Below are 20,136 nucleotides of genomic sequence, written 5' to 3'. Positions count from 1 at the left end.
AGCCATGCTGCTTGCCCTATCCCTGCGCGATTTTGTGATTGTGGAGCAACTCCATCTCGATTTCCAAACCGGCTTCACCGTGCTCACCGGCGAAACCGGCGCCGGCAAATCCATCACCCTCGACGCGCTCAACCTGCTGCTCGGCGGCAAAGCCGACTACAGCCGAATCCGCCACGGCAAAAACGAAGCGCAGCTCTCCGCCCTGTTTGATGTGTTCGGCCTGCCCGAATTGCGCACCGAATTGCAGCAGCAAGGCCTGCTGGGCGAAGACGACAGCGAATTGGCCATCCGCCGCATCATCGACACCAAAGGCCGCAGCCGCAGCTTCATCAACAACCAAGCCGCCACGCTCGCCCAGCTGCGCCAAATCGGCAGCCGGCTGGTGGATATCCACGGCCAAAGCGCGCACCATTCGCTCAACAGCGAAGCTGTGCAGCGCGATTTGCTCGATGCCTTTACCGGCAGCCAACCCTTGGCCGCGCAAGTGAAAGCCGCCTACCAGCAATGGCGGCAGGCCATCGAGGCGCTGGAAACCGCGCAGCAGGAAAGCGAACGACTGCAGGAAGAACGCGAACGGCTGGCTTGGCAGGTGGGCGAGATGGAAAAACTGGCGCCGCTGGAAGGCGAATGGGAGCAGCTGTCGCAAAGCTACGATAGTTTGGCGCATGCCGCCGAGCTTTTACAGGCCGCCGAAGAAGTGGCCGCCTGCATCGACGGCGACGACGGCTTGCACAGCCTGGCCGGCCGCTGCCGCCGCCAATTGGAAGGCCTTTCCGGCATCGAACCACGTTTTGCCGAAAGCCTAGAAATGCTCGACAGCATCGAGGCCGAGCTGGGCGAGATTAGCAGCCAGATGCACAGCGTGGCCTCCCGCGCCGAAATCGACCCGGCCGAACTCGCCGCGCAGGAAGAGCGCATGGCCGATTTGATGTCGGCCGCCCGCCGCCACCGCATCGAGCCGGCCGAGCTGCCGGAAAAGTGGGCGCAAATGCAGCAGGCGCTGGCCGACTCCGAAGCCGCCGCCGACATCGAAGCCTTGCAAGAACAGGTGCGGCAGGCCGAAGCAAACTATATGCAGCCCGCGCAGGCGCTTTCCGCGCAACGCCGGCAGGCCGCCGTCAAGCTGGCCGAGGAAACCACCGCCCACATGCAGCAGCTTTCCATGCAGGGCGCGCGTTTCCACATCGAACTGCTGCCGCACGAAGCACAGTCCTACGGGCTGGAGCAGGTGCAGTTTCAGGTAGCCGCCAACCAAGGCAGCCCGCTGCGCCCGCTAAACAAAGTGGCGTCCGGCGGCGAGTTGGCGCGCATCAGCCTGGCTTTGCAGGTCACCGCCAGCCAATACACGCAAATCCCCACGCTGATTTTCGACGAAGTGGACAGCGGCATCGGCGGCGGCGTGGCCGAAACCGTGGGCCGTGCACTGCGCACGCTGGGGCAGCGCCATCAGGTGCTGGCGGTTACCCACCTGCCGCAAGTGGCCGCCTGCGGCGAGCAGCATTGGCAGGTGAGCAAACGCAGCGCCAACGGGCAAACCGTGAGCAGCATCCGTGAGCTGGACAACACAGCGCGGGTGGAAGAAATCGCCCGCATGCTCGGCGGCGAAACCATCACCGATACCACCCGCCGCCACGCCGCCGAAATGTTGCAGCTGGCCGCAGAGGCTACCTGAAAATACTGCAGGCCATCCTGCCGTAAATAAAGGCGGATGCCATCCAACCCAAGCCCGATTGAAAATAGCAAATGCCGCCAAAGCCTAGCCAGCCCGGCGGTGTTTCCGGCAGAAAAATACAGGTACAATACCCGCCATTCCCTTTGAAAGAAAATACCATGTCCCAACACCGCAAACTCATCATCCTCGGCTCCGGCCCCGCCGGCTACACCGCCGCCGTTTACGCCGCCCGCGCCAACCTCAAGCCCGTGATCATTACCGGCCTGGAGCAGGGCGGCCAGCTCATGACCACCACCGAAGTGGACAACTGGCCGGCCGATGCCGACGGCGTGCAAGGCCCCGAGCTGATGGCACGCTTCCTAGCGCACGCCGAACGCTTCGGCACCGAAATCATCTTCGACCACATCCACACCGCCCAGCTGCAACAACGCCCGTTCAAGCTCATTGGCGACGCCGGCGAATACACCTGCGACGCGATGATTGTGGCCACCGGCGCTTCCGCCAAATACCTCGGCCTGCCCAGCGAAACCGCGTTTGCCGGAAAAGGTGTGTCTGCCTGCGCCACTTGTGACGGCTTTTTCTATAAAAAACAAGATGTCGCCGTGGTGGGCGGCGGCAACACTGCCGTGGAAGAAGCGCTGTATCTGGCCAACATCGCCAACACCGTTACCCTCATCCACCGCCGCGACAGCTTCCGTGCCGAAAAAATCATGGTAGACAAGCTCATGCAGCGCGTGGCCGAGGGCAAAATCATCCTCAAGCTCAACAGCACGCTGGATGAAATTTTGGGCGACGACAACGGCGTGAGCGGTGCCCGCCTGAAACACGCAGACGGCAGCAGCGAAGACATCGCCGTGCACGGCGTGTTCATCGCCATCGGCCACAAGCCGAACACCGATATTTTCCAAGGCCAGCTCGACATGGACGCCGCAGGCTACCTGAAAACCAAAGGCGGCAGCGGCGACAACGTGGGTGCCACCAACATCGAAGGCATCTGGGCCGCCGGCGACGTGAAAGACCACACCTACCGCCAAGCCATCACCAGCGCCGCCTCCGGCTGCCAAGCCGCGCTCGACGCCGAACGCTGGCTCGACCGCCAAGGCCTGTAAACCGCCAAGCCGCCAAGCAGGCTACCTGAAAAAGCATTTTGGTTTTCAGGTAGCCTGTTATCCGACAGCAGGGCAACTCAACCCGTTTCACGCATTTCCATTATTCCGCGCCAATTTTCAGGTAGCCTCATGCCCACCGTTACTTTCTACACCCACGTTGCCGATTTGGAGCAATTCGCCTGCCGCCTGAGCAAACGCGCCGTCGAAGCCGGCTGCCGGGTGCTGGTGTGGTCGGGCAGCGCGGCGCAGACTGAGGCGCTGGACAAGCTGCTGTGGTCGTTTGAGCCGGAAAGTTTCCTGCCTCACGAAATCTGGCTGCCCGATACGCCCGTGCCGCCCGAGCCGGCCGTGCTGCTGTCCGACGGCGACGAGCTGCCAGCTATCGCTGCCGATTGGGTGGTGCTCAATTTGTCGGCAGCGTTTTGGAGCCAAGCGCCGCAAGTGCCCGCGCGCATTTTGGAAATTGTGGGCGCCAGCGAGCCGCAGCTGGCCGCCGCGCGCCAACGTTTCAGCGCCTACCGCCAAAGCGGCTTTCAGCTTGAATACCACAAAATGCAGGGCAAAGCCTAGGCTGTTGGCCGTGTCTGGTTTCCACACTTAAGCCTGCCGCTTAGGAAACAAAAATCCGCTTGGTACAATAACAGCCGGCAGCCTTGCCCGCCACCGTTTAAAAACAGCGCGTTTTCGGCTAAAATGCCGCTTTTCTTTCAACCGCTGCCGCGGGTTTTCAGGTAGCCTAATCCGCAGCGGCCTCATTCTCTATTCTCAATATGCAAAACGCAGAACAAATCGCCGCCGCCGGCATTGCCGCCGTGAAGGCCGCCGACCAGCAGGCGCTCGAGCTGGTGAAAGCCCAATACCTTGGCAAAACCGGCGAACTCAACGCCCTGCTCAAACAGCTTGGCAAAATGCCGCCCGAAGAGCGCAAAACCGTGGGCGCCCACATCAACGAATGCAAACAGCGTTTTCAGGTAGCCTACGATGCCAAACGCACCGAGCTGGCCGAAGCCAAACTTCAAGCCCAGCTTGCCGCCGAAGCGCTGGATGTTACCTTGCCCGGCCGTGGCGAAGAAACTGGCGGTCTGCATCCCGTAACCCTGACCTTGCAACGCGTGGTCGAACTCTTTCACGGCATGGGTTTTGAAGTGGCAGACGGCCCGGAAATCGAAGACGATTTCCACAACTTCCAAGCCCTGAATATTCCCGCAAACCACCCTGCCCGCGCCATGCAGGATACGTTCTACGTTGAAAACGGCGATGTTTTGCGTACGCACACTTCCCCGATTCAAATCCGCTATATGCTCGACAAAAAAGAGCCGCCCATCCGCATCATTGCTCCCGGTCGCGTTTACCGCGTGGACAGCGATGCCACACACTCGCCCATGTTTCACCAGGCCGAAGGTCTGTGGGTGGAAGAGGGCGTAACTTTCGCTGATTTGAAAGCCGTGTTCACCGATTTTATCCGCTGTTTTTTTGAACGAGATGATTTGCAGGTACGTTTCCGTCCGTCTTTCTTCCCGTTTACCGAGCCGTCCGCCGAAATCGACATCATGGGCGAAAACGGCAAATGGCTGGAAGTCGGCGGCTGCGGCATGGTACATCCCAACGTGTTGAAAAACGTGAATATCGACCCCGAAAAATACACCGGTTTCGCCTTCGGTATCGGCCTCGACCGTTTCGCCATGCTGCGTTACGGCGTGAACGATTTGCGGCTGTTTTTCGATAACGATTTGGGGTTTTTGAAGCAGTTTGCGAAATGATTGTGCAGGCTGCCTGAAACGAAAAAGTAGCCTGCACCATAGATTTGGTAGGCCGTCTGAAAAACCAAACCGGTAAACTAATTTCATGACCAACAAACCTTTTTTAAAATGGGCAGGCGGTAAAGCAAAGCTGGTGCCGTTCATTCAAGAAAATTTTCCCACGCGTACGCGCAAACGCTTGATTGAGCCGTTTGCGGGTTCGGCGGCCTTGTCCTTAGCATTGGAATTTGATGCTTATTTGTTAAACGATACCAATTCCGACCTTATCGGTCTGTTTCAAACGCTGAAACAGGAAAGGCAGTCGTTTATTGATTATGTACGAACGTTTTTTGCCGCTAAAAACAATTGTGAAAGCCGTTTTTACGAATTGCGTGAACAGTTTAATAGCAGTCGAAATGTGATCGAGCGTTCGGCACTGTTTGTTTATTTGAACCGCCACGCTTTTAACGGGTTGTGTAGGTATAACAATAAAGGCGCATTCAATGTGCCGTTCGGGCGTTATACCGCGCCGTATTTCCCTGAAACAGAAATGCAGGGATTTATTGACAAATCCGACCGTATCGAATTGATGTGCGGTGATTTTCAGACGGCCTTGAACCGGGCAGATGCGGACGATATGGTGTATTGCGATCCGCCCTATGTGCCTTTGAGTGAAACGGCTTCGTTTACTGCGTACGCCAAGGACCAAATGCAATGAACCTTCGTTTTAACACAAGTCTGGCAGAAGGTTATAAAAGTGCTTCGCAAATTGTGCGGGTACTGACTGAAGGCTGGATGGGAGAGAATATTTATTGTCCAAGTTGCGGTTGCAAGCCGATAGGAAAAGCACCGAATAACCGTCCCGTACAGGATTTTTTATGTCCGCAATGCGGAGAACAGTTTGAGTTAAAAAGTAAAAATGGAAAATCGGCAGGGAAAGTGGTTAATGACGGTGCTTATCAAACCATGATTGAGCGCATTCAGGCTGACGATAATCCCAATTTCTTTTTTCTGTCCTATCGGAAAGCCGATTATTCTGTGCAGCAACTGATGCTTGTGCCCAAACATTTTATAACCGCTGATATGATTATCCGCCGTAATCCTTTACCGGAAACGGCGAAACGTGCAGGTTGGGTTGGCTGTACTATTAATATTGGTAGCTTGCCCGAAAGTGGCAAAATTCTGTTGGTCGATAAAGCGCAAATAATAGAACCCGAACAGGTGCGCGAACAATGGAGAGCCAATCTATTTTTGCGGCAACAGCAAACAGCAGCCAAAGGATGGTTGCTGGCTGTTATGAAGTGTATTGAAAGATTGCCTGAAAAATTTGATTTGAAACAGATGTACGAATTTGAACAGCAATTGGCGATTCAATTTCCTGAAAATAACCATATTAAGGATAAAATCCGCCAGCAGTTGCAGATTTTGCGCGACCAAAATGTGATTGAGTTTACCGCACGCGGACAGTATCGAAAAATTGCTATTTAATGAAAGGAAAGCTAAATATGGCATTTTTTGAGATTGAAGTTAGAGAAATTCTTAGCCGTAATGTCATTATTGAAGCAGAAACCTTAACCGATGCACTTAGTGTGGCAAAAGAGAGATATAACGGTGAAGAAATAGTTCTAGATGCTGATGATTTTAGTTTTCAAGATTTTTTTCCTGCAAATAGCCTAATATCAAAAGTTGTTTTACCTGATGAATATATGAAGCATTTAAAATTAGTTGTAGATTACCTTGAAGCAGATGAACAAAAAGACTATGAAAGTAATGGTTTTCCGAAAAATCATATTTTTCATTCTGTTCTAGTATTAAAAAATATAGTGGAAATGCACAAATAAAAAGTCATTACCTGTTTAATTCTTCCCTTAAATAGCGCGGGTTGCTGCAAGAATAGAATAAGTTTGACCAAAGGCTATCCGAAACCCCAAAAGCAGCCTGCACATTTTCAGGTAGCCTTAAACAAACCGTCTGAAAACAAAACCCGATAAAACAAAAGTTAATTAGTTGATTGAGAACATAACATGCAATTCTCCTACTCATGGCTGAAAACCCAAGCCGATACCGAACTTTCCGCCGATAAGCTGGAACATTTATTGACCATGTCCGGCTTGGAAGTGGAAGAAGCGGAAACTGCCGCGCCTGCGTTTACGGGCGTGGTGGTTGCCGAAGTGAAATCCGTTGAAAAGCATCCGGATGCCGACCGTTTGAACGTTACCCAAGTCGATGCGGGTACGGGCGAGTTGTTGCAGATTGTGTGCGGTGCGCCGAATGTGAAAGTGGGCATCAAAGTGCCGTGTTCGCTGCCGGGTGCGGTGTTGCCGGGCAATTTCAAAATCAAACCGACCAAGATGCGCGGTGTGGTGTCGAACGGGATGTTGTGTTCCACCAATGAATTGGGTTTGCCTGATGACGGCGTGGACGGGTTGCACATTCTGCCTGAAGACGCTCCTGTCGGCGCAAACATCCGCGAATATCTGGATTTGGACGACACGGTCTTCACGCTGAAAATCACGCCGAACCGTGCCGACTGCCTGAGCATCAAAGGCATTGCGCGCGAAGTGTCTGCGCTGACGCAGTGCGCATTCTCGCCCGTTGCGATTCAGACGACCCCTGTAAGCAGCACCAAAAAACAGGCCGTCCGCATTGACGCACCTGCCGACTGTGGCCGCTTTATCAGCCGCGTGATTGAAAACGTGAACGCGCGCGCGGCTACGCCGGATTGGATGAAGCAGCGTTTGGAGCGCAGCGGTATCCGCAGCATTTCCGTGTTGGTGGACATCGGCAATTATGTGATGCTGGAAATCGGTCAGCCCATGCACGTTTTCGATGCCGACAAGCTGTCGGGAAGCTTGATTGTCCGTCGCGCGCTGAATGGCGAGACCTTGGAATGCCTGAACGAGAAAACCGTAACGCTTGCGGATAACACGCTTGTGGTTGCTGATGAAAAAGGCGCGTTGAGCCTTGCAGGTCTGATGGGCGGAGAGGCGAGCGCGGTTTCAGATGACACGCAAAATATCGTGTTGGAAGCGGCTTGGTTTGCGCCTGAAATCATCGCCGGCAAATCGCGCCAATACGGATTCGGTTCGGATTCATCGTTCCGCTTCGAGCGCGGCGTGGATTACCGTTTGCAGGCGGATGCCATCGAACGCGCCACCGAATTGGTTTTGCAAATCTGTGGCGGTGAGGCAGGCGAAATGGTGGAAGCGCAGGGCGAATTGCCTGAAGCGAAGCAGGTCGAATTGCGTTTGGGTCGTCTGAAAACCGTGTTGGGCGTGGACATTCCTGCCGAACAGGTGGAAACCATTTTGCAGCATTTGGGTTTGCAGCCTGAAAAAACGGCGGACGGTTTCCGCGTTACTGCGCCGAGCTTCCGTTTCGACATTGAAATCGAAGCCGATTTGATTGAAGAAGTCGGCCGCGTGTACGGCTATGAAAACATCCCCGACGATTACACTTCAGGTCGTCTGAAAATGCTGGCACTGCCCGAAATCCGCCGTCCGCGTTTTGCCGTTTACAACGAAATGGCGGCGCGCGGCTACCGCGAAGTGGTCAGCTATGCCTTCGTTGACGAGCAGTGGGAACTCGATTTTGCCGCCAACGCCAACCCCATCCGCCTGCAAAATCCGCTGGCAGCGCAATATGCCGTGATGCGTTCAACGCTCATCGGCGGCTTGGTGGAAATTCTGCAAAACAATCTGAACCGCAAGCAAAACCGCGTGCGCGTGTTTGAAATCGCCCGCGTGTTCAGCAAAGATTCAGACGACCTGTTTGTCCAAAACGAGCGCATCGGCGGCCTGTGGTACGGCGCGGCGATGCCCGAACAGTGGGGCGAGAAAACGCGCAACGTGGATTTTTACGACATCAAGGCTGATGTGGAAAATCTATTGAAAAACAAAGCGGTTGAGTTCGTCACAGCCGAACATCCCGCCCTGCATCCCGGCCGTGCTGCCAATATCGTTTCAGACGGCCAAGTCATCGGTTTTGTCGGCGAACTGCATCCGAAATGGCTGCAAAAATACGACCTGCCGCAAGCACCGCTGGTTTTTGAAATCGACATGGCAGCCGTGTTGGAACGCGAAAAAACGCGCTATCAGGCGGTATCGAAATTCCAGCCGGCACGCCGCGATTTGGCGTTCGTGGTGCCTGAAGCGGTAACGCATGAAGCACTGCTGGCAGCCTTGCATGAAGTAAGAAGCCCGCTGATTCGGGAGATTGCATTGTTTGACGTGTATCGCGGCGCAGGGCTACCTGAAAATAGCAAGAGTATGGCGGTGAAGGTAATCTTGCAGGATGCCGAGCAGACGCTGACGGATGATGCAGTGGAGCCTGTGGTGGAGAAACTCATTACCGCAGCCCATGCTGTAGGCGGGCAGCTGCGGTAGTGTTTAACTGGTTGATGAAACGGGCTACTCAGTAGAGAGTAGCCCGTTTAGTTTGTTTACGATATTGTTCAAAGCCTAGCGACTGGATAATGTGCAATCAGAAGAAGATCGGCTTCGAGCAGCAGCTACGCTTTTACATTCATACACAGTGCCAGCGGCAGTTATATAAAGCGATTTAGTGAAGTTACTTTGGCGTGGCTGAACATAGACAAAGTAGTCGTTGATATTAGAGTTGCCAGCAATAAAGGTATATCTACTTTTTGTATCACTATTTTGGGCGTTAATTAAGCTAGTTAAGCCAGTAATACTGTATTTACCATTATTGAGCAGCTTATTGCGCCGCATTTGCGAAACTATATTCACTAAATTATTTTTAGCAGCAGCTAAATGGGTTTTTTCAACATGCGATTGATAGGATGGCATGGCAATGGCAGCTAATATGCCGACAATTGCCACGACAACCAAAACTTCTAATAAAGAGAATCCACTGGTTTGGGTTTTCATGGTTTATCCAGTTTGTTATTTACCTGAATATTCTGCATACGATTGCAGAGTTACTACGGTATTTTCATTAGCACCCCAAGCACGAGCAGTTACACGGAACACATGTGCATATCGAGAGTCAGCTGTTTCGCCTAAGCGTTCCACCATATAACAGGCGTTATTAATGTTTTTCGTGCCAGTATTTAGGCAATGACGTCCTTTGCCATTTTCATTTAGGTTTACTGTATCGGTGCGTTTCCAAACAGGTGTATTCTCAGAAGCCTTCTCTCCACAGATACCATCCTTACATTCTGTGCTATTGGTAACTTTATCAAAAGCCTGGTTCTTCACTTCAACGATGCGTTGCTCGCCCGCCCTAAGCGCTTGCTCGGCAAGGGAGAATGCATATTTTCTATCAGCTTCGTTTGAGCTGATCCGCATTTCCGTATTGGTAGATTGCATGCTGGCCACCACAATCACTGCAATTACCAGCATCATAATCAATACAATAAATAAAGTATAACCTTGATTCTTTTTTAGGATTGATTGGCGCATACGTTTCCTCCCCGGACATTGGCACGGATTAAATACTGAGTAACTGAACCATAAGTTTTTTGGTTTTCGGTAAGCTGCAGTCGAACTTCAACAATCGCTGGCAGCATAGAGATACGAGTAACATTAGGCAGGTTGGCTAAAGTAGAGCGGTCGTTGGAAAATGTAACATCTGTACTGGAGTTATTACAACCAGCGTAAAGTTGCTTTACCTGCATACTCTGGATATTAGCTGCCATCAGTTGTGGGTTTCCCCATGTCCCATTGGGGGTCAGTGTGAAACGATAAAGTGCATCGGCCGTATTGGCATTAGGGATGCGGCCAACAGCATACGCAACACTTTGAACCTGTGATAAGGTGGTCTGCGGGAGATAGAAGGAGCCAGCAGAGCTAAAGTTAGAAACTAAAGAGCCACCGAATGAATTATTAATAGTGATAGTCTGCCGCCCTGCATCTACATTGAGGGCGCTGCCATTACCAATATACATACGTGCACATGAAGATAGTGCAACTGGGCCATTGCTTGAGGCTGTGTTCAGTAATTCCTGTGTTACTCCAGTAGCAGTATGAGGCCCTGACCCAGTAACGGGGGTTAGATTTTGCCCATAAGAGAACACTAATACAGGAGAGTTGGCTGTTGGCTGAAACCCTGCTACGTTTAAAACATGTTTCGCATCATTATTATCCATGATGCTGATACCACTATAATCCGGGTCGTTAAGTATCAGTCGAACGCCAGTTGCAGCAGAGTGAAAGCCTGTGCTTGAATTAGGTGATACAGGCATTTGTTTATTTAGCAAATTACCCATATTAAAGCAGCCGAATGATCCAGCCATTTGTGCATCGCGTAGCAATAATTCGGCAGCATTACGCAAGTCCTGTTGTGCGGCCAAGCGATTTTCCGATGCATTGCGCATATTACTGGTAATACCGTAGGTCACACCGATAGCCAGTAATACAACAAGAGCTAAAGCACTAGCCACCATGAATTCAATTAGAGTAAAACCGGATGGCTTTCTTACAGACAGGAAATTTCTTTGTTTGAATATTGGAGATTGAGTACGGATTTGCATAGTATTTAGTCTCCTACAACGGCGCTGTAGCTATATTGGAAACTGTCGTTGTCTCCGTTGCTTTCTGTCCAGTTAACCTTAATGGTTGTTGTAGCATTTTTGCTTTCAATGCTATAAGAGATAGCTGTAGCGTTAGGTAGGGCGTTTTGTAGTTCTGTTGCAAAAGATTTGGTATGACATGCAGCTAACTCTGTATTGCTTACACCGCCATTTTTATCCGGTATTCCACATACGTCAATATCTACCGGAGCGGTGGTCACGTTTACATTACGCGCAGCTGTGTTGTAGCGGGTATAGCTTAATTTGGTCGTGGCTGCATTAAGGGAACCTATATTACTGATAGTATCTGGGTTGCTTAGCATGCCGGCAGAGAGGTTCTGGACAGCTTGTGCAACACGAGTTTGCATTTCTGCTTCGCGTACATTGCTGACGGATTTCAGTTGAGCCAACATCAATGCCATGATACCGAAGGCCATGATAAACACAGAAATTAATACCTCAAGAAGGGTACTTCCTCGTATTGAGCGTGCTGGTAACAGAGTTGGTTTGTTTTTATGGAGCATCATGAAGATCCCTTAAGTGAATTTTAGAGGGCACAGAGGTTTTTATAGCTGCTTGCTTGAAGGTTGCTAAACTCTGTAGATGGTATGGAGGCGTTGCAGGTAATCACACGACCACTTGGTGCAATGAGTGCCATGCGAACTCGTGTACCATCATTGGCAGAGATTCTAACGTAAGAATCCGTATAACCATAGGCAGCTGCTCCCCCGTTGTCGTTCGTTCCAAAAGATCCATTAGGTTGGAAGATAAAGCGGAATTTGCTAGTTGGCGGCACAGGTTTTAAATTTAACGCAGTATCCAATATGTGAATTTGGATATTATCCCTATCTATTAAAACAGAACGCAAGTCGATATCACCATTGCTGCCTTGGGTAATACTGCTTTGATAGTTATTGTCGCTATTTTTATCTACAAAGGCCAACAAAGAGTTGCCGTTTTGATCACAACCATTATTTGGTTTGCCATCGGATTTTAAGGTAATCCCCCCGCAAATCAGAACCGGTTCATTTCTCCGCACGGCTTCTGCTCGAGCGAAACGGAAAGCCGTGGTAACTTGAGTGATCCTATTGCCCAGCCGTTGGTTGGCAATGAAATTACTCATGCTTGGCATAGCAATGGTAGCCATAATCCCGATCAGGGTTATGGTGATCATCAGTTCTATCAGGGTAAAACCTTGGGTGTTTTGTCGTGTCTTCATGGCCATCACTTTTAATGGGATAAGGGCACTGAAAAGGTGGGCAAGCCGAAAGGATTGTTCTTATTCTTCAGTGAAATAAGTATGCCCGCTGTGTACGGCGTTGTCAAATTTGCTGAATTCGCCGGTAAAGATCAGCGGAATCTTGCCGGTGGGCCCGTTACGGTGTTTGCCGATGATGCATTCGGCCATGCCTTTTTTGTCAGTATCGGGATGGTAGTATTCGTCGCGATACATAAACATAATCAGGTCGGCATCCTGTTCGATGGCGCCGGATTCCCGCAAGTCGGACATCATGGGGCGCTTGTCGGTGCGTGATTCGACGGTACGCGACAGCTGGGAGAGGGCGATAATCGGAATATTTAATTCTCTGGCCAGCGATTTCAGCGAGCGGGAGATTTCTCCCAATTCCGCCGCGCGGTTGCTGCTGTTGTGGCCGCCGTTGCCGCTCATGAGCTGCAGGTAGTCGATCACCACCAAACCCAAATTGCCTTTCCTTCGAGCCAGCCGGCGCACGCGCGCGCGAACTTCCAGCGAAGTCAAGGCAGGGGTTTCATCGATAAAAATGGGGGCATCCGACAGTTTGTGTAAGGCTTCGTTGAGCCTAGCCCAATGTTCGTCTTGCAATTGACCGGTTTTGAGTATGCTCTGGTCCAGCCTCCCAACCGAACCGAGCATACGCATTACCAGTTGCACGCCACCCATTTCCATCGAGAAGATGGCAACGGGCAGGTGCGTACTGATAGCGACGTTTTCCGCGATATTCAGTGAAAATGCGGTTTTCCCCATTGCCGGACGCCCTGCCACGATGATGAGATCGCCGCCGTGCAACCCGGCTATTTTTTTATCCAGATCGATGAATCCGGTTGGAATGCCGGTTACATCGTCTTTATTTTCCCTTGAGTAAGCCTTGTCGATTTTGGCGATGGCTTCTTTCAGCATGGCAGGCATCTCTAAAAATTCGTGTTGCATTCTGCTGGTGCTTTCGGCGATTTTAAAGATTTTGGCTTCCGCCTCGTCCAACATTTGTTTGACGTCTCTGCCTTGCGGATTATAAGCATTCCTAGCAATCTCTGTGCCAGCTTGGGCGAGCTGGCGCATGATGGAACGGCTGCGCACGATTTCGGCGTAGCGGGCGATGTTGATGGCGGAGGCGGTATTTTGTGCCAAATCCACCAGATAGCCGAAACCGCCGGCTTCTTCCAGCACTTCTTCGCGTTGCAGCACTTCTTCCACGGTGATGGTGTCGGCGGGGCGGTTGCGCTCGGCCAGATGGGCGATGGCGCGGAAAATCAGGCGGTGTTCGTAACGGTAGAAATCTTCTTCGGATACGGTGCCGGCGATGCGGTCCCAGGCGGAGGAATCCACCATCAGCCCGCCCAACACCGACTGCTCGGCTTCCATAGAGTGCGGGGGCAGGGCGAGGTTTTCGTTGGTTTGGTCTAAGTTGTCCATGGCGTGTGAGGCTACCTGAAAACAGGTATTTGCGTGGTGGTGGGCGCGGTGGAGAAACGGCATGGCCCCAGGCATTTTGCTTCCTGCGGCGTGCTGTTGGTTCCGTTTTCGACCGGCTGCCCGGTATGAAAGAATTGCACCGGCCGCATTGGCCGGCAGGCCTTCGGTTAATCGGAACAGGCTACCTGAAAAGATGTGTTGCCCGATGCGGAAAACATTTTTCAGGTAGCCTGAAGCGTGCGTGCGGCGGCAGACTGACAAAGCCCGTCACTTTTGTCGGAATCGCGTGCGTGTGCGGATTAGCGTACGCCGTAGTTCGGCTGCACCAGCGCGCACACCGGGCGGTGGCGGCGGCTGCGGTGGCGGCGGCCGGGAATGCGGCCGCATTCTTGCGCGGGGCTGTCGGTTTGGCTGCCGCGTTCGGCATTGCGGCTGCGGCGCTCGGCGGCTTCGGGTTTGGCGCCGCTGCGGCGGCCGGCACGCGGTTCGCGCGCTTCGCGGGCGGGTTCGCGCTCGGCGGCGGGGCGGCTGTCTTCCTGCTGGCGCTGCCACCAACGCGGCTCGAAGCCTTCAATCCGCTCCACCGGCAGGTCTTTGCCGATCAGCTCTTTGATGGCTTCAAACATTTTCTGTTCGTCTTCGTCCATCAAGGAGATGGCCACACCTTCGGCGCCGGCGCGGCCGGTGCGGCCGATGCGGTGCACGTAATCTTCAGCCTGGGTGGGCATTTCGTAGTTGATGACGAAGGGCAGTTCGGCGATGTCGAGCCCGCGTGCGGCCACGTCGGTGGCCACCAGTACGCGCAGTTCGCCGGCTTTGAAGGCGTTGAGCGTTTCCAAGCGGGTTTGCTGCGATTTGTCGCCGTGAATGGGGGCAACGCTGAGGCCGCGCCGCTTCAAATCGCGCGCCACCTGGTCGACGCTCTGCTTGGTTTTGCAGAACACGATTACCTGGTTGATGTGCAAATCCACAATCAGCCGTTCCAGCAGGTTGCGCTTCTGTATGGTGTCGATGGCGATGATGTGCTGCTCGACGCTGGCGCTGGTGGTGTTTTGCGGGGTGGTTTGCACCTGCTCGGGCTGGTGCATGAAATCTTGCGCCAGCTTGCGGATGGGCGGGGAGAAGGTGGCAGAAAACAGCAGGGTTTGGCGCTGTTTGGGCAGCATTTGCATGATGCGGCGGATGTCGTCGATAAAGCCCATGTCGAGCATGCGGTCGGCTTCGTCGAGCACCACGATTTCCACTTTATCCAGCCGGATGTTTTTCTGCTGCACATGATCCAGCAGGCGGCCGACGGTGGCCACGACGATTTCGCAGCCGCGCCGCAGGTCGGCGGTTTGTTTGTCCATATTCATGCCGCCGAACAATACGGTGTGGCGCAGCGGCAGGTGTTTGATGTAGGCGGCGGTGTTTTGGTCGATTTGGTCGGCCAGCTCGCGCGTGGGGGTAAGCACGAGCATGCGCACGGGGTGCATGGCGGGGGAGGTGCTAGTGGTGGCGTAGCGGCGCAGGCGTTCGAGGCTGGGCAGCATGAAGGCGGCGGTTTTGCCGGTGCCGGTTTGGGCGGCGGCCAATAAATCGTGGCCGGCCAGCACTTTGGGAATGGCGGCGGTTTGGATGGCGGTGGGCTGTTCGTAGCCTTGTTCGGCCAGGGCGGCGGTGATTTCGGCCGACAGCCCGAGGTTGGTGAAGGGGTTCATAGGTGCTCCGTGTGGCGGCTGCGGCGGGAATGGGGAAGCGGCACGGCGTGCCCGGCGATTGGGCGGGCGGTGTGCTGCTTGCGTTTGGGGCGGAGCCGGTTTGCGGGGAAACAGGCTACCTGAAAAAAACGGGGTGCGTCTGGAAGGGCTATATTTTGCCTGAAAATTGGGTTTTCAGGTAGCCTGAGCCGCCGCCGGGTTGAGCCTTGGGCTATCGTTTTGAGCGGTACTTAAGCCCGGGCTTCGATGCGGATGCTCGCGCTACTTCCAAATCTGCCGGGGCTTTGCCTGGAGATAGTCTGCATCGGAGAAGGTGGTGATGAGCTGCGGGGCGAGGGCGACGAAGATGGCGGTGAGCAGGCCGGTGAGGAAGGCTTCGCCCCAGGCGATGAGGAAAAATACCGGGAGCACCGAGCTCAGCAGTATCGGCGCGGCGAAGGCATGTGCCGCATACAGTAGCAGGCCGGTGGCCGCCCCGCTCAGCAATACGCCGGCGGCGGCAGCGAAAAAGCCGTTCACAAAAATAAAGATGAACAGATTGCGCGGCAACTTCTGCACCAAACGCCGCGCCAGCGCGGCGGCAAGCAGCGGCGGCAGCACGCCCGCCAACATCTGCAAGCCGACTGCGGGCAGATGTTCCGCGCCCTGCCACAGCCACACATATGGCGGCAGCAGCAGCGCGAGCAGGCAAAACGCCGTCGGTATGCCCACCATCAGCGAAAGCAGGCAAACGCCCAAAAGGTGGTAGCCGATGCCTTCCAGCAGCCCGCCGGTAGGCGCGGCACGCAGGCTCCAGCACAAGGCCGCCAGCGTGAGCCCGAGCAGCGCCGTGCGGCCGTGTTGTCTCAAAGCGGGCAGGGCGGGGCGCAGCGTGGCGGCAAACAGCAGCAGGCACAATACGTTGGCAGCCAGCAGGGCGGGCGCAGGAAACCAGTGGGCGGGGAAATTCATGGCATTGCGCTTTAAGGCTGCCAATCAATCGGCGGCAGGCCGTGTTGTTGCAGATAGGCGTTGGCTTGCGAGAAGTGGCGGCAGCCGAAGAAGCCGCGGTGGGCGGAGAGCGGCGAGGGGTGCGGCGCGGTGAGCACCAGATGGCGGGCGCGGTTGATGATGGCGCCTTTTTTCTGCGCGTGGCTGCCCCACAGCATAAACACCAAATGCTCGCGCCCTTCGTTCAGCACGCTGATCACGTGGTCGGTGAAGGTTTCCCAGCCCAATGCGGCGTGGGAATGGGCTTGGCCGGCGCGCACGGTGAGCACGGTGTTGAGCAGCAGCACGCCCTGCTCGGCCCAGCGTTGCAGGCAGCCGTGCGGCGGGATAACGAAGCCGGGGATGTCTTGCGCCAGTTCTTTGTAGATGTTCACCAAAGACGGCGGCACGGCCACGCCCTCGCGCACGGAAAAGGCCAGCCCGTGCGCCTGATTGGCGCCGTGATACGGGTCTTGCCCGAGGATGACCACGCGCACTTGGTCAAACTCGGTGGCGCGGAAGGCGTTGAACACGTCGGCGGCGGGCGGATAGACAATCTGCCCGGCCTCGCGCTCTTGGCGCACGCTGCGGATGATGTGCTGGAAATAGGGCTGCTGCTTTTCGGCGCCGATGGCTTGGTGCCAGGTTTGCATGATGCGTCCTTGTGGTTTGTGAGGCTACCTGAAAATCGTGAGGCTACCTGAAAAATGGGAATGGGTATTTTCAGGTAGCCTTTTACTTTATATCAGCCAGCTTTCGGCGCTAACGGGCTTGTTGTCGATCAGGCGCACGATGCCCGCCACCACGCGGAAGAGATACCACAGGCATACCAAGAAAAACAGCGGCACGCCGAGAATCATGCCGATAAACGTGATGATCAGCAGGGCGCTCACGGCCAAACCGATCAGGCTGCCCCAGAAGGTGCGCAGCAGGAATTGGACGTGGTCGAAATAAATCGTGCCGCGCATATCGTCGCGCTTCACGTAGGCCACGATGGCGCCGACGATTGTGGGCAGGGCGAAGCTGAGCAGCCCCAGCGCGTATAGGCCGTAGATCACATACATATAGTTGCGCTGCTCGGGCGTGGGCGAAATCACGCTGGGCGGCGGGTAGGCGGAATCAGGTTGTTGGGCATCCATGGGGGCACTCCTTTTCTTGGGTTAATGCGTATCCAGCTCGGCAAAGCCTTTCACCAGGCTGTCGATTTGCTTGAGCTGGCGCAGGAAGGGCTCGAGCTGGCCCAGGCGCAGGGCGCAGGGGCCGTCGCACTTGGCCTGCTCGGGATCGGGGTGGGCTTCGAGGAACAGCCCGGCCAAGCCCACCGCCATGCCGGCGCGCGCCAAGGTAACAATCTGCTCGCGGCGGCCGCCGGCCGAATCGCTGCGCGCGCCCGGCTGCTGGAGGCTGTGGGTAACGTCGAAAAACACGGGCACGTTCATCTGCTTCATGCTGTCGAAGCCGAGCATATCCACCACCAGGTTGTTGTAGCCGAAAGCGGAGCCGCGCTCGCACAGGATGATTTTGTCGTTGCCGGCTTCCAGGCATTTGTTGATGATGTGGCGCATTTCGTGCGGGGCGAGGAATTGCGCCTTTTTCACGTTGATGATGGCGCCGGTGCGGGCGATGGCGTACACCAAATCGGTTTGGCGGCTCAAAAAGGCGGGCAGCTGCAAAATATCGGCCACTTCAGCCACCGGCGCGGCCTGATAGGGCTCGTGCACGTCGGTGATAACCGGCACATTATAGGTTTCTTTGATTTCCGCCAGCCATTGCAGGCCGCGCTCCAAGCCGGGGCCGCGGAAGGAATGCAGGCTGGAGCGGTTGGCTTTGTCGAAGCTGGCTTTGAACACATAGGGGATGTCGAGCCGGCAGCAGATGTCCACATAAGCGGCGGCGATTTCCAGCGCCAGCTCGCGGCTTTCCAGCACGTTCATGCCGCCGAACAGCACGAAGGGTCGGTTGTTAGCGATGGTGAAGCCGTGGAGGGGGATTTGGGGCAGGGCGGTTTGCATAGCGTGATCCTGAAAGATGATGGCGGGATTATAGCGGAAAAGGCGGGCGGGGAATGTTTGGCGGCGGTAAAGGAGGCTACCTGAAAATCATCGGGCCGCGGCAAGGCTGCGCCTGAAAGCGCAGTGGGAATGCTCCGCAGGATTTTTCAGGTAGCCTCTATCGGGCGCAGAGTTTGTTTGAAAACAGCCGATTCGCTCCGCCCGCCCGCAGCCGCCCTAGGCTTGGCCGCGATATTTGAGTACAATACGCCGTCCGCCAGCCCTTGCCGGAACGAGGCCGGAAAACGCTGCAGGCTCTTGCCCTTTGCCGCGATTTTCGTCAGAAAGAACGAAACAGGCTGGCGTTTGTTACCGGCTCAGACCGCGCCCGCAGCGCAGAAAGCAGATCATGACCAAAGCGAAAAAATTGCCGATATTGCCGCCCGCCATGCTGGGTATTTTGGGCGGCGGCCAGCTGGGGCGAATGTTTACCGTGGCCGCCAAACAGATGGGCTACGGCGTGACCGTGCTCGATCCCGATCCCCACGCCCCCGCCGCCGCGCTGGCCGACAAACACATCTGCGCCCCTTTCGACGACCTGGGCGCGCTGGCCGACCTTTCCACCTGCGCCGCCATCACCACTGAATTTGAAAACGTCAACGCCCAAGCCATGCGCGCGCTGGCTTCGGAAACCCGCGTCTGCCCCAGCGGTGACTGCGTGGAAATCACCCAAAACCGCATCCAGGAAAAAGCTTGGATTGCCAAAGCCGGCCTCAAAACCGCGCCCTACCTGCCCGTTACTCGCGCCGAAGAGCTCACCGACGAAGCCGTGGAGCCGCTGCTGCCTGGTGTGCTGAAAACCGCCATGCTCGGCTACGACGGCAAAGGCCAGATACGCGTGTCCACCCCCGAAGAAGCCCGCACCGCCTTCGAGAAGCTGGGCAAAGTCCCCTGCGTGCTGGAAAAAATGCTCAACCTGCATTCCGAAATTTCCGTGATCGTGTGCCGCCTGAACAACCAGCAGGTGAAATGCTTCCCGCCCGCCGAAAACCGCCACGAAGACGGCATCCTCGCCTATTCCATCGTGCCCGCCCGCCTGCCCGACGAAGTGCAGCAGCGTGCCCAGGCCATGGCCTGCCAGCTGGCCGACGCCCTCAACTACATCGGCGTGCTGGCGGTGGAGATTTTCGTGATTGGCGCCGACCACGAGCTGATTGTGAACGAAATGGCGCCGCGGCCGCACAACTCCGGCCACTACACGCTTGATGCCTGCGCCAGCAGCCAGTTTGAGCAGCAGGTGCGCATCATGTGCGGCCTGCCGCCGGCCGACACGCGCCTGCTCTCCTGCTGCAGCATGGCCAACCTCCTGGGCGACGTGTGGCTGCCCGACGGCAAGGTAAACTGGCAGCCGCTCTTGCAGCGCCCGGATGTGCACCTGCACCTCTACGGCAAAAAAGACGCGCGCCCTGGCCGCAAAATGGGGCATTTCACCGTGCTCTCCGGCCAGTCTGCCGACATCGCTTTTATGCTGGCGCACAAATTGCAGCGGCAGTTGCAGCGCAAGGGAAAATAGCGTTGCGCCAATGAATTTTGGAAGAATGAACAGGGCAGCCGGAAACGGTTGCCCTGTTTTTTCAGGTAGCCTGGATGCGGTGCAAATAGGCTACCTGAAATTTTTATGTCTACAAGCTGTGTATTGCCGGCTTTTGTTTGGGTGGATTAAAGGCTACCTGAAAACCGATTATTCTGTTTT

General features: G+C 55.1%; 19 protein-coding genes and 1 pseudogene. 9 read left to right on the top strand and 11 right to left on the bottom strand.

Features of this window, described 5'->3' with window-relative positions:
* The first annotated feature begins 4 nt into the window (after window positions 1-4).
* From recN to pheT, 8 genes and pseudogenes are all read left to right on the top strand, one after another.
* The gene (gene recN, locus LG371_RS05415) at window positions 5-1,672 is read left to right on the top strand and encodes a DNA repair protein RecN (protein WP_225747949.1); all 1,668 of its coding nucleotides are present in this window, start codon (window positions 5-7) and stop codon (window positions 1,670-1,672) included.
* A 158-nt stretch (window positions 1,673-1,830) separates the two neighbouring features.
* On the top strand, window positions 1,831-2,781 hold the full coding sequence (gene trxB, locus LG371_RS05410; protein ID WP_067590085.1) for a thioredoxin-disulfide reductase: 951 nt from the start codon (window positions 1,831-1,833) through the stop codon (window positions 2,779-2,781).
* A gap of 129 nt (window positions 2,782-2,910) precedes the next feature.
* Complete coding sequence (locus LG371_RS05405) at window positions 2,911-3,351, top strand: DNA polymerase III subunit chi (RefSeq protein ID WP_067590082.1); 441 nt, start codon at window positions 2,911-2,913, stop codon at window positions 3,349-3,351.
* A gap of 200 nt (window positions 3,352-3,551) precedes the next feature.
* Complete coding sequence (gene pheS / locus LG371_RS05400) at window positions 3,552-4,541, top strand: phenylalanine--tRNA ligase subunit alpha (RefSeq protein WP_225747948.1); 990 nt, start codon at window positions 3,552-3,554, stop codon at window positions 4,539-4,541.
* Between the two features lie 85 nt (window positions 4,542-4,626).
* A pseudogene (locus tag LG371_RS05395) lies at window positions 4,627-5,226 on the top strand (DNA adenine methylase); the annotation flags it as partial.
* 8 nt (window positions 5,227-5,234) lie between these two features.
* Window positions 5,235-6,008: a DpnI domain-containing protein gene (locus tag LG371_RS05390; RefSeq protein ID WP_225747946.1), complete on the top strand. Its 774-nt coding sequence runs from the start codon at window positions 5,235-5,237 to the stop codon at window positions 6,006-6,008.
* Between the two features lie 17 nt (window positions 6,009-6,025).
* The gene (locus tag LG371_RS05385) at window positions 6,026-6,361 is read left to right on the top strand and encodes a DpnD/PcfM family protein (RefSeq protein WP_067590076.1); all 336 of its coding nucleotides are present in this window, start codon (window positions 6,026-6,028) and stop codon (window positions 6,359-6,361) included.
* Between the two features lie 183 nt (window positions 6,362-6,544).
* Complete coding sequence (gene pheT, locus LG371_RS05380) at window positions 6,545-8,905, top strand: phenylalanine--tRNA ligase subunit beta (RefSeq protein WP_225747945.1); 2,361 nt, start codon at window positions 6,545-6,547, stop codon at window positions 8,903-8,905.
* 75 nt (window positions 8,906-8,980) lie between these two features.
* Here pheT and LG371_RS05375 read toward each other — a convergent pair whose 3' ends face one another.
* From LG371_RS05375 to kdsA, 11 genes are all read right to left on the bottom strand, one after another.
* Entirely contained in the window at window positions 8,981-9,409 is a 429-nt protein-coding gene (locus LG371_RS05375; RefSeq protein ID WP_082890681.1) for a type IV pilin protein, read from the bottom strand.
* Between the two features lie 15 nt (window positions 9,410-9,424).
* The gene (locus LG371_RS05365) at window positions 9,425-9,943 is read right to left on the bottom strand and encodes a PilX N-terminal domain-containing pilus assembly protein (protein WP_067590072.1); all 519 of its coding nucleotides are present in this window, start codon (window positions 9,941-9,943) and stop codon (window positions 9,425-9,427) included.
* Window positions 9,925-11,013 (bottom strand): PilW family protein, encoded by a 1,089-nt coding sequence (locus LG371_RS05360; protein ID WP_225747944.1) that lies wholly within the window; start codon window positions 11,011-11,013, stop codon window positions 9,925-9,927. Before LG371_RS05360 ends, LG371_RS05365 begins: the two co-directional genes overlap by 19 nt.
* Window positions 11,014-11,018: 5 nt before the next feature.
* Window positions 11,019-11,579, bottom strand: a complete 561-nt coding sequence (gene pilV, locus LG371_RS05355; RefSeq protein WP_082890668.1) for a type IV pilus modification protein PilV — start codon at window positions 11,577-11,579, stop codon at window positions 11,019-11,021.
* Between the two features lie 20 nt (window positions 11,580-11,599).
* On the bottom strand, window positions 11,600-12,271 hold the full coding sequence (locus LG371_RS05350; RefSeq protein ID WP_305054840.1) for a GspH/FimT family pseudopilin: 672 nt from the start codon (window positions 12,269-12,271) through the stop codon (window positions 11,600-11,602).
* Between the two features lie 60 nt (window positions 12,272-12,331).
* Entirely contained in the window at window positions 12,332-13,723 is a 1,392-nt protein-coding gene (gene dnaB, locus LG371_RS05340; RefSeq protein ID WP_225748051.1) for a replicative DNA helicase, read from the bottom strand.
* A 299-nt stretch (window positions 13,724-14,022) separates the two neighbouring features.
* A complete protein-coding gene (locus tag LG371_RS05335) occupies window positions 14,023-15,423 on the bottom strand; it encodes a DEAD/DEAH box helicase (RefSeq protein ID WP_067590067.1) in 1,401 nt (466 codons plus the stop codon).
* A gap of 261 nt (window positions 15,424-15,684) precedes the next feature.
* Entirely contained in the window at window positions 15,685-16,374 is a 690-nt protein-coding gene (locus LG371_RS05330) for an energy-coupling factor ABC transporter permease (protein ID WP_225747943.1), read from the bottom strand.
* Between the two features lie 11 nt (window positions 16,375-16,385).
* On the bottom strand, window positions 16,386-17,045 hold the full coding sequence (gene ung, locus LG371_RS05325; protein ID WP_067590061.1) for a uracil-DNA glycosylase: 660 nt from the start codon (window positions 17,043-17,045) through the stop codon (window positions 16,386-16,388).
* 87 nt (window positions 17,046-17,132) lie between these two features.
* Window positions 17,133-17,531 (bottom strand): hypothetical protein, encoded by a 399-nt coding sequence (locus LG371_RS05320; RefSeq protein ID WP_082890666.1) that lies wholly within the window; start codon window positions 17,529-17,531, stop codon window positions 17,133-17,135.
* Window positions 17,532-17,552: 21 nt separating this feature from the next.
* Window positions 17,553-18,404 (bottom strand): 3-deoxy-8-phosphooctulonate synthase, encoded by an 852-nt coding sequence (gene kdsA, locus LG371_RS05315; RefSeq protein ID WP_225747942.1) that lies wholly within the window; start codon window positions 18,402-18,404, stop codon window positions 17,553-17,555.
* A 388-nt stretch (window positions 18,405-18,792) separates the two neighbouring features.
* Here kdsA and LG371_RS05310 point away from each other — a divergent pair, with 388 nt between their 5' ends.
* Complete coding sequence (locus LG371_RS05310) at window positions 18,793-19,956, top strand: 5-(carboxyamino)imidazole ribonucleotide synthase (protein ID WP_067590055.1); 1,164 nt, start codon at window positions 18,793-18,795, stop codon at window positions 19,954-19,956.
* The last annotated feature ends 180 nt before the right edge of the window (window positions 19,957-20,136 follow it).

Origin of the sequence: Eikenella sp. Marseille-P7795, assembly GCF_916618725.1 — a bacterium.
Taxonomy (GTDB): domain Bacteria; phylum Pseudomonadota; class Gammaproteobacteria; order Burkholderiales; family Neisseriaceae; genus Eikenella; species Eikenella longinqua.
The sequence above is the reverse complement of the archived record's forward strand: the minus strand, read 5'-3'. Positions and strand labels throughout refer to the sequence as shown.

Bases quoted from the DNA above. Each gene is read 5' to 3' on its own strand.
- trxB (WP_067590085.1), top strand. From the start codon at position 1,831: ATGTCCCAACACCGCAAACTCATCATCCTCGGCTCCGGCCCCGCCGGC.
- LG371_RS05390 (WP_225747946.1), top strand. From the start codon at position 5,235: ATGAACCTTCGTTTTAACACAAGTCTGGCAGAAGGTTATAAAAGTGCT.
- pheT (WP_225747945.1), top strand. From the start codon at position 6,545: ATGCAATTCTCCTACTCATGGCTGAAAACCCAAGCCGATACCGAACTT.
- LG371_RS05405 (WP_067590082.1), top strand. From the start codon at position 2,911: ATGCCCACCGTTACTTTCTACACCCACGTTGCCGATTTGGAGCAATTC.
- pheS (WP_225747948.1), top strand. From the start codon at position 3,552: ATGCAAAACGCAGAACAAATCGCCGCCGCCGGCATTGCCGCCGTGAAG.
- dnaB (WP_225748051.1), bottom strand. From the start codon at position 13,723: ATGGACAACTTAGACCAAACCAACGAAAACCTCGCCCTGCCCCCGCAC.
- ung (WP_067590061.1), bottom strand. From the start codon at position 17,045: ATGCAAACCTGGCACCAAGCCATCGGCGCCGAAAAGCAGCAGCCCTAT.
- LG371_RS05330 (WP_225747943.1), bottom strand. From the start codon at position 16,374: ATGAATTTCCCCGCCCACTGGTTTCCTGCGCCCGCCCTGCTGGCTGCC.
- LG371_RS05360 (WP_225747944.1), bottom strand. From the start codon at position 11,013: ATGCAAATCCGTACTCAATCTCCAATATTCAAACAAAGAAATTTCCTG.
- LG371_RS05320 (WP_082890666.1), bottom strand. From the start codon at position 17,531: ATGGATGCCCAACAACCTGATTCCGCCTACCCGCCGCCCAGCGTGATT.
- LG371_RS05310 (WP_067590055.1), top strand. From the start codon at position 18,793: ATGACCAAAGCGAAAAAATTGCCGATATTGCCGCCCGCCATGCTGGGT.
- LG371_RS05385 (WP_067590076.1), top strand. From the start codon at position 6,026: ATGGCATTTTTTGAGATTGAAGTTAGAGAAATTCTTAGCCGTAATGTC.
- LG371_RS05365 (WP_067590072.1), bottom strand. From the start codon at position 9,943: ATGCGCCAATCAATCCTAAAAAAGAATCAAGGTTATACTTTATTTATT.
- recN (WP_225747949.1), top strand. From the start codon at position 5: ATGCTGCTTGCCCTATCCCTGCGCGATTTTGTGATTGTGGAGCAACTC.
- LG371_RS05350 (WP_305054840.1), bottom strand. From the start codon at position 12,271: ATGAAGACACGACAAAACACCCAAGGTTTTACCCTGATAGAACTGATG.
- kdsA (WP_225747942.1), bottom strand. From the start codon at position 18,404: ATGCAAACCGCCCTGCCCCAAATCCCCCTCCACGGCTTCACCATCGCT.
- LG371_RS05375 (WP_082890681.1), bottom strand. From the start codon at position 9,409: ATGAAAACCCAAACCAGTGGATTCTCTTTATTAGAAGTTTTGGTTGTC.
- pilV (WP_082890668.1), bottom strand. From the start codon at position 11,579: ATGATGCTCCATAAAAACAAACCAACTCTGTTACCAGCACGCTCAATA.
- LG371_RS05335 (WP_067590067.1), bottom strand. From the start codon at position 15,423: ATGAACCCCTTCACCAACCTCGGGCTGTCGGCCGAAATCACCGCCGCC.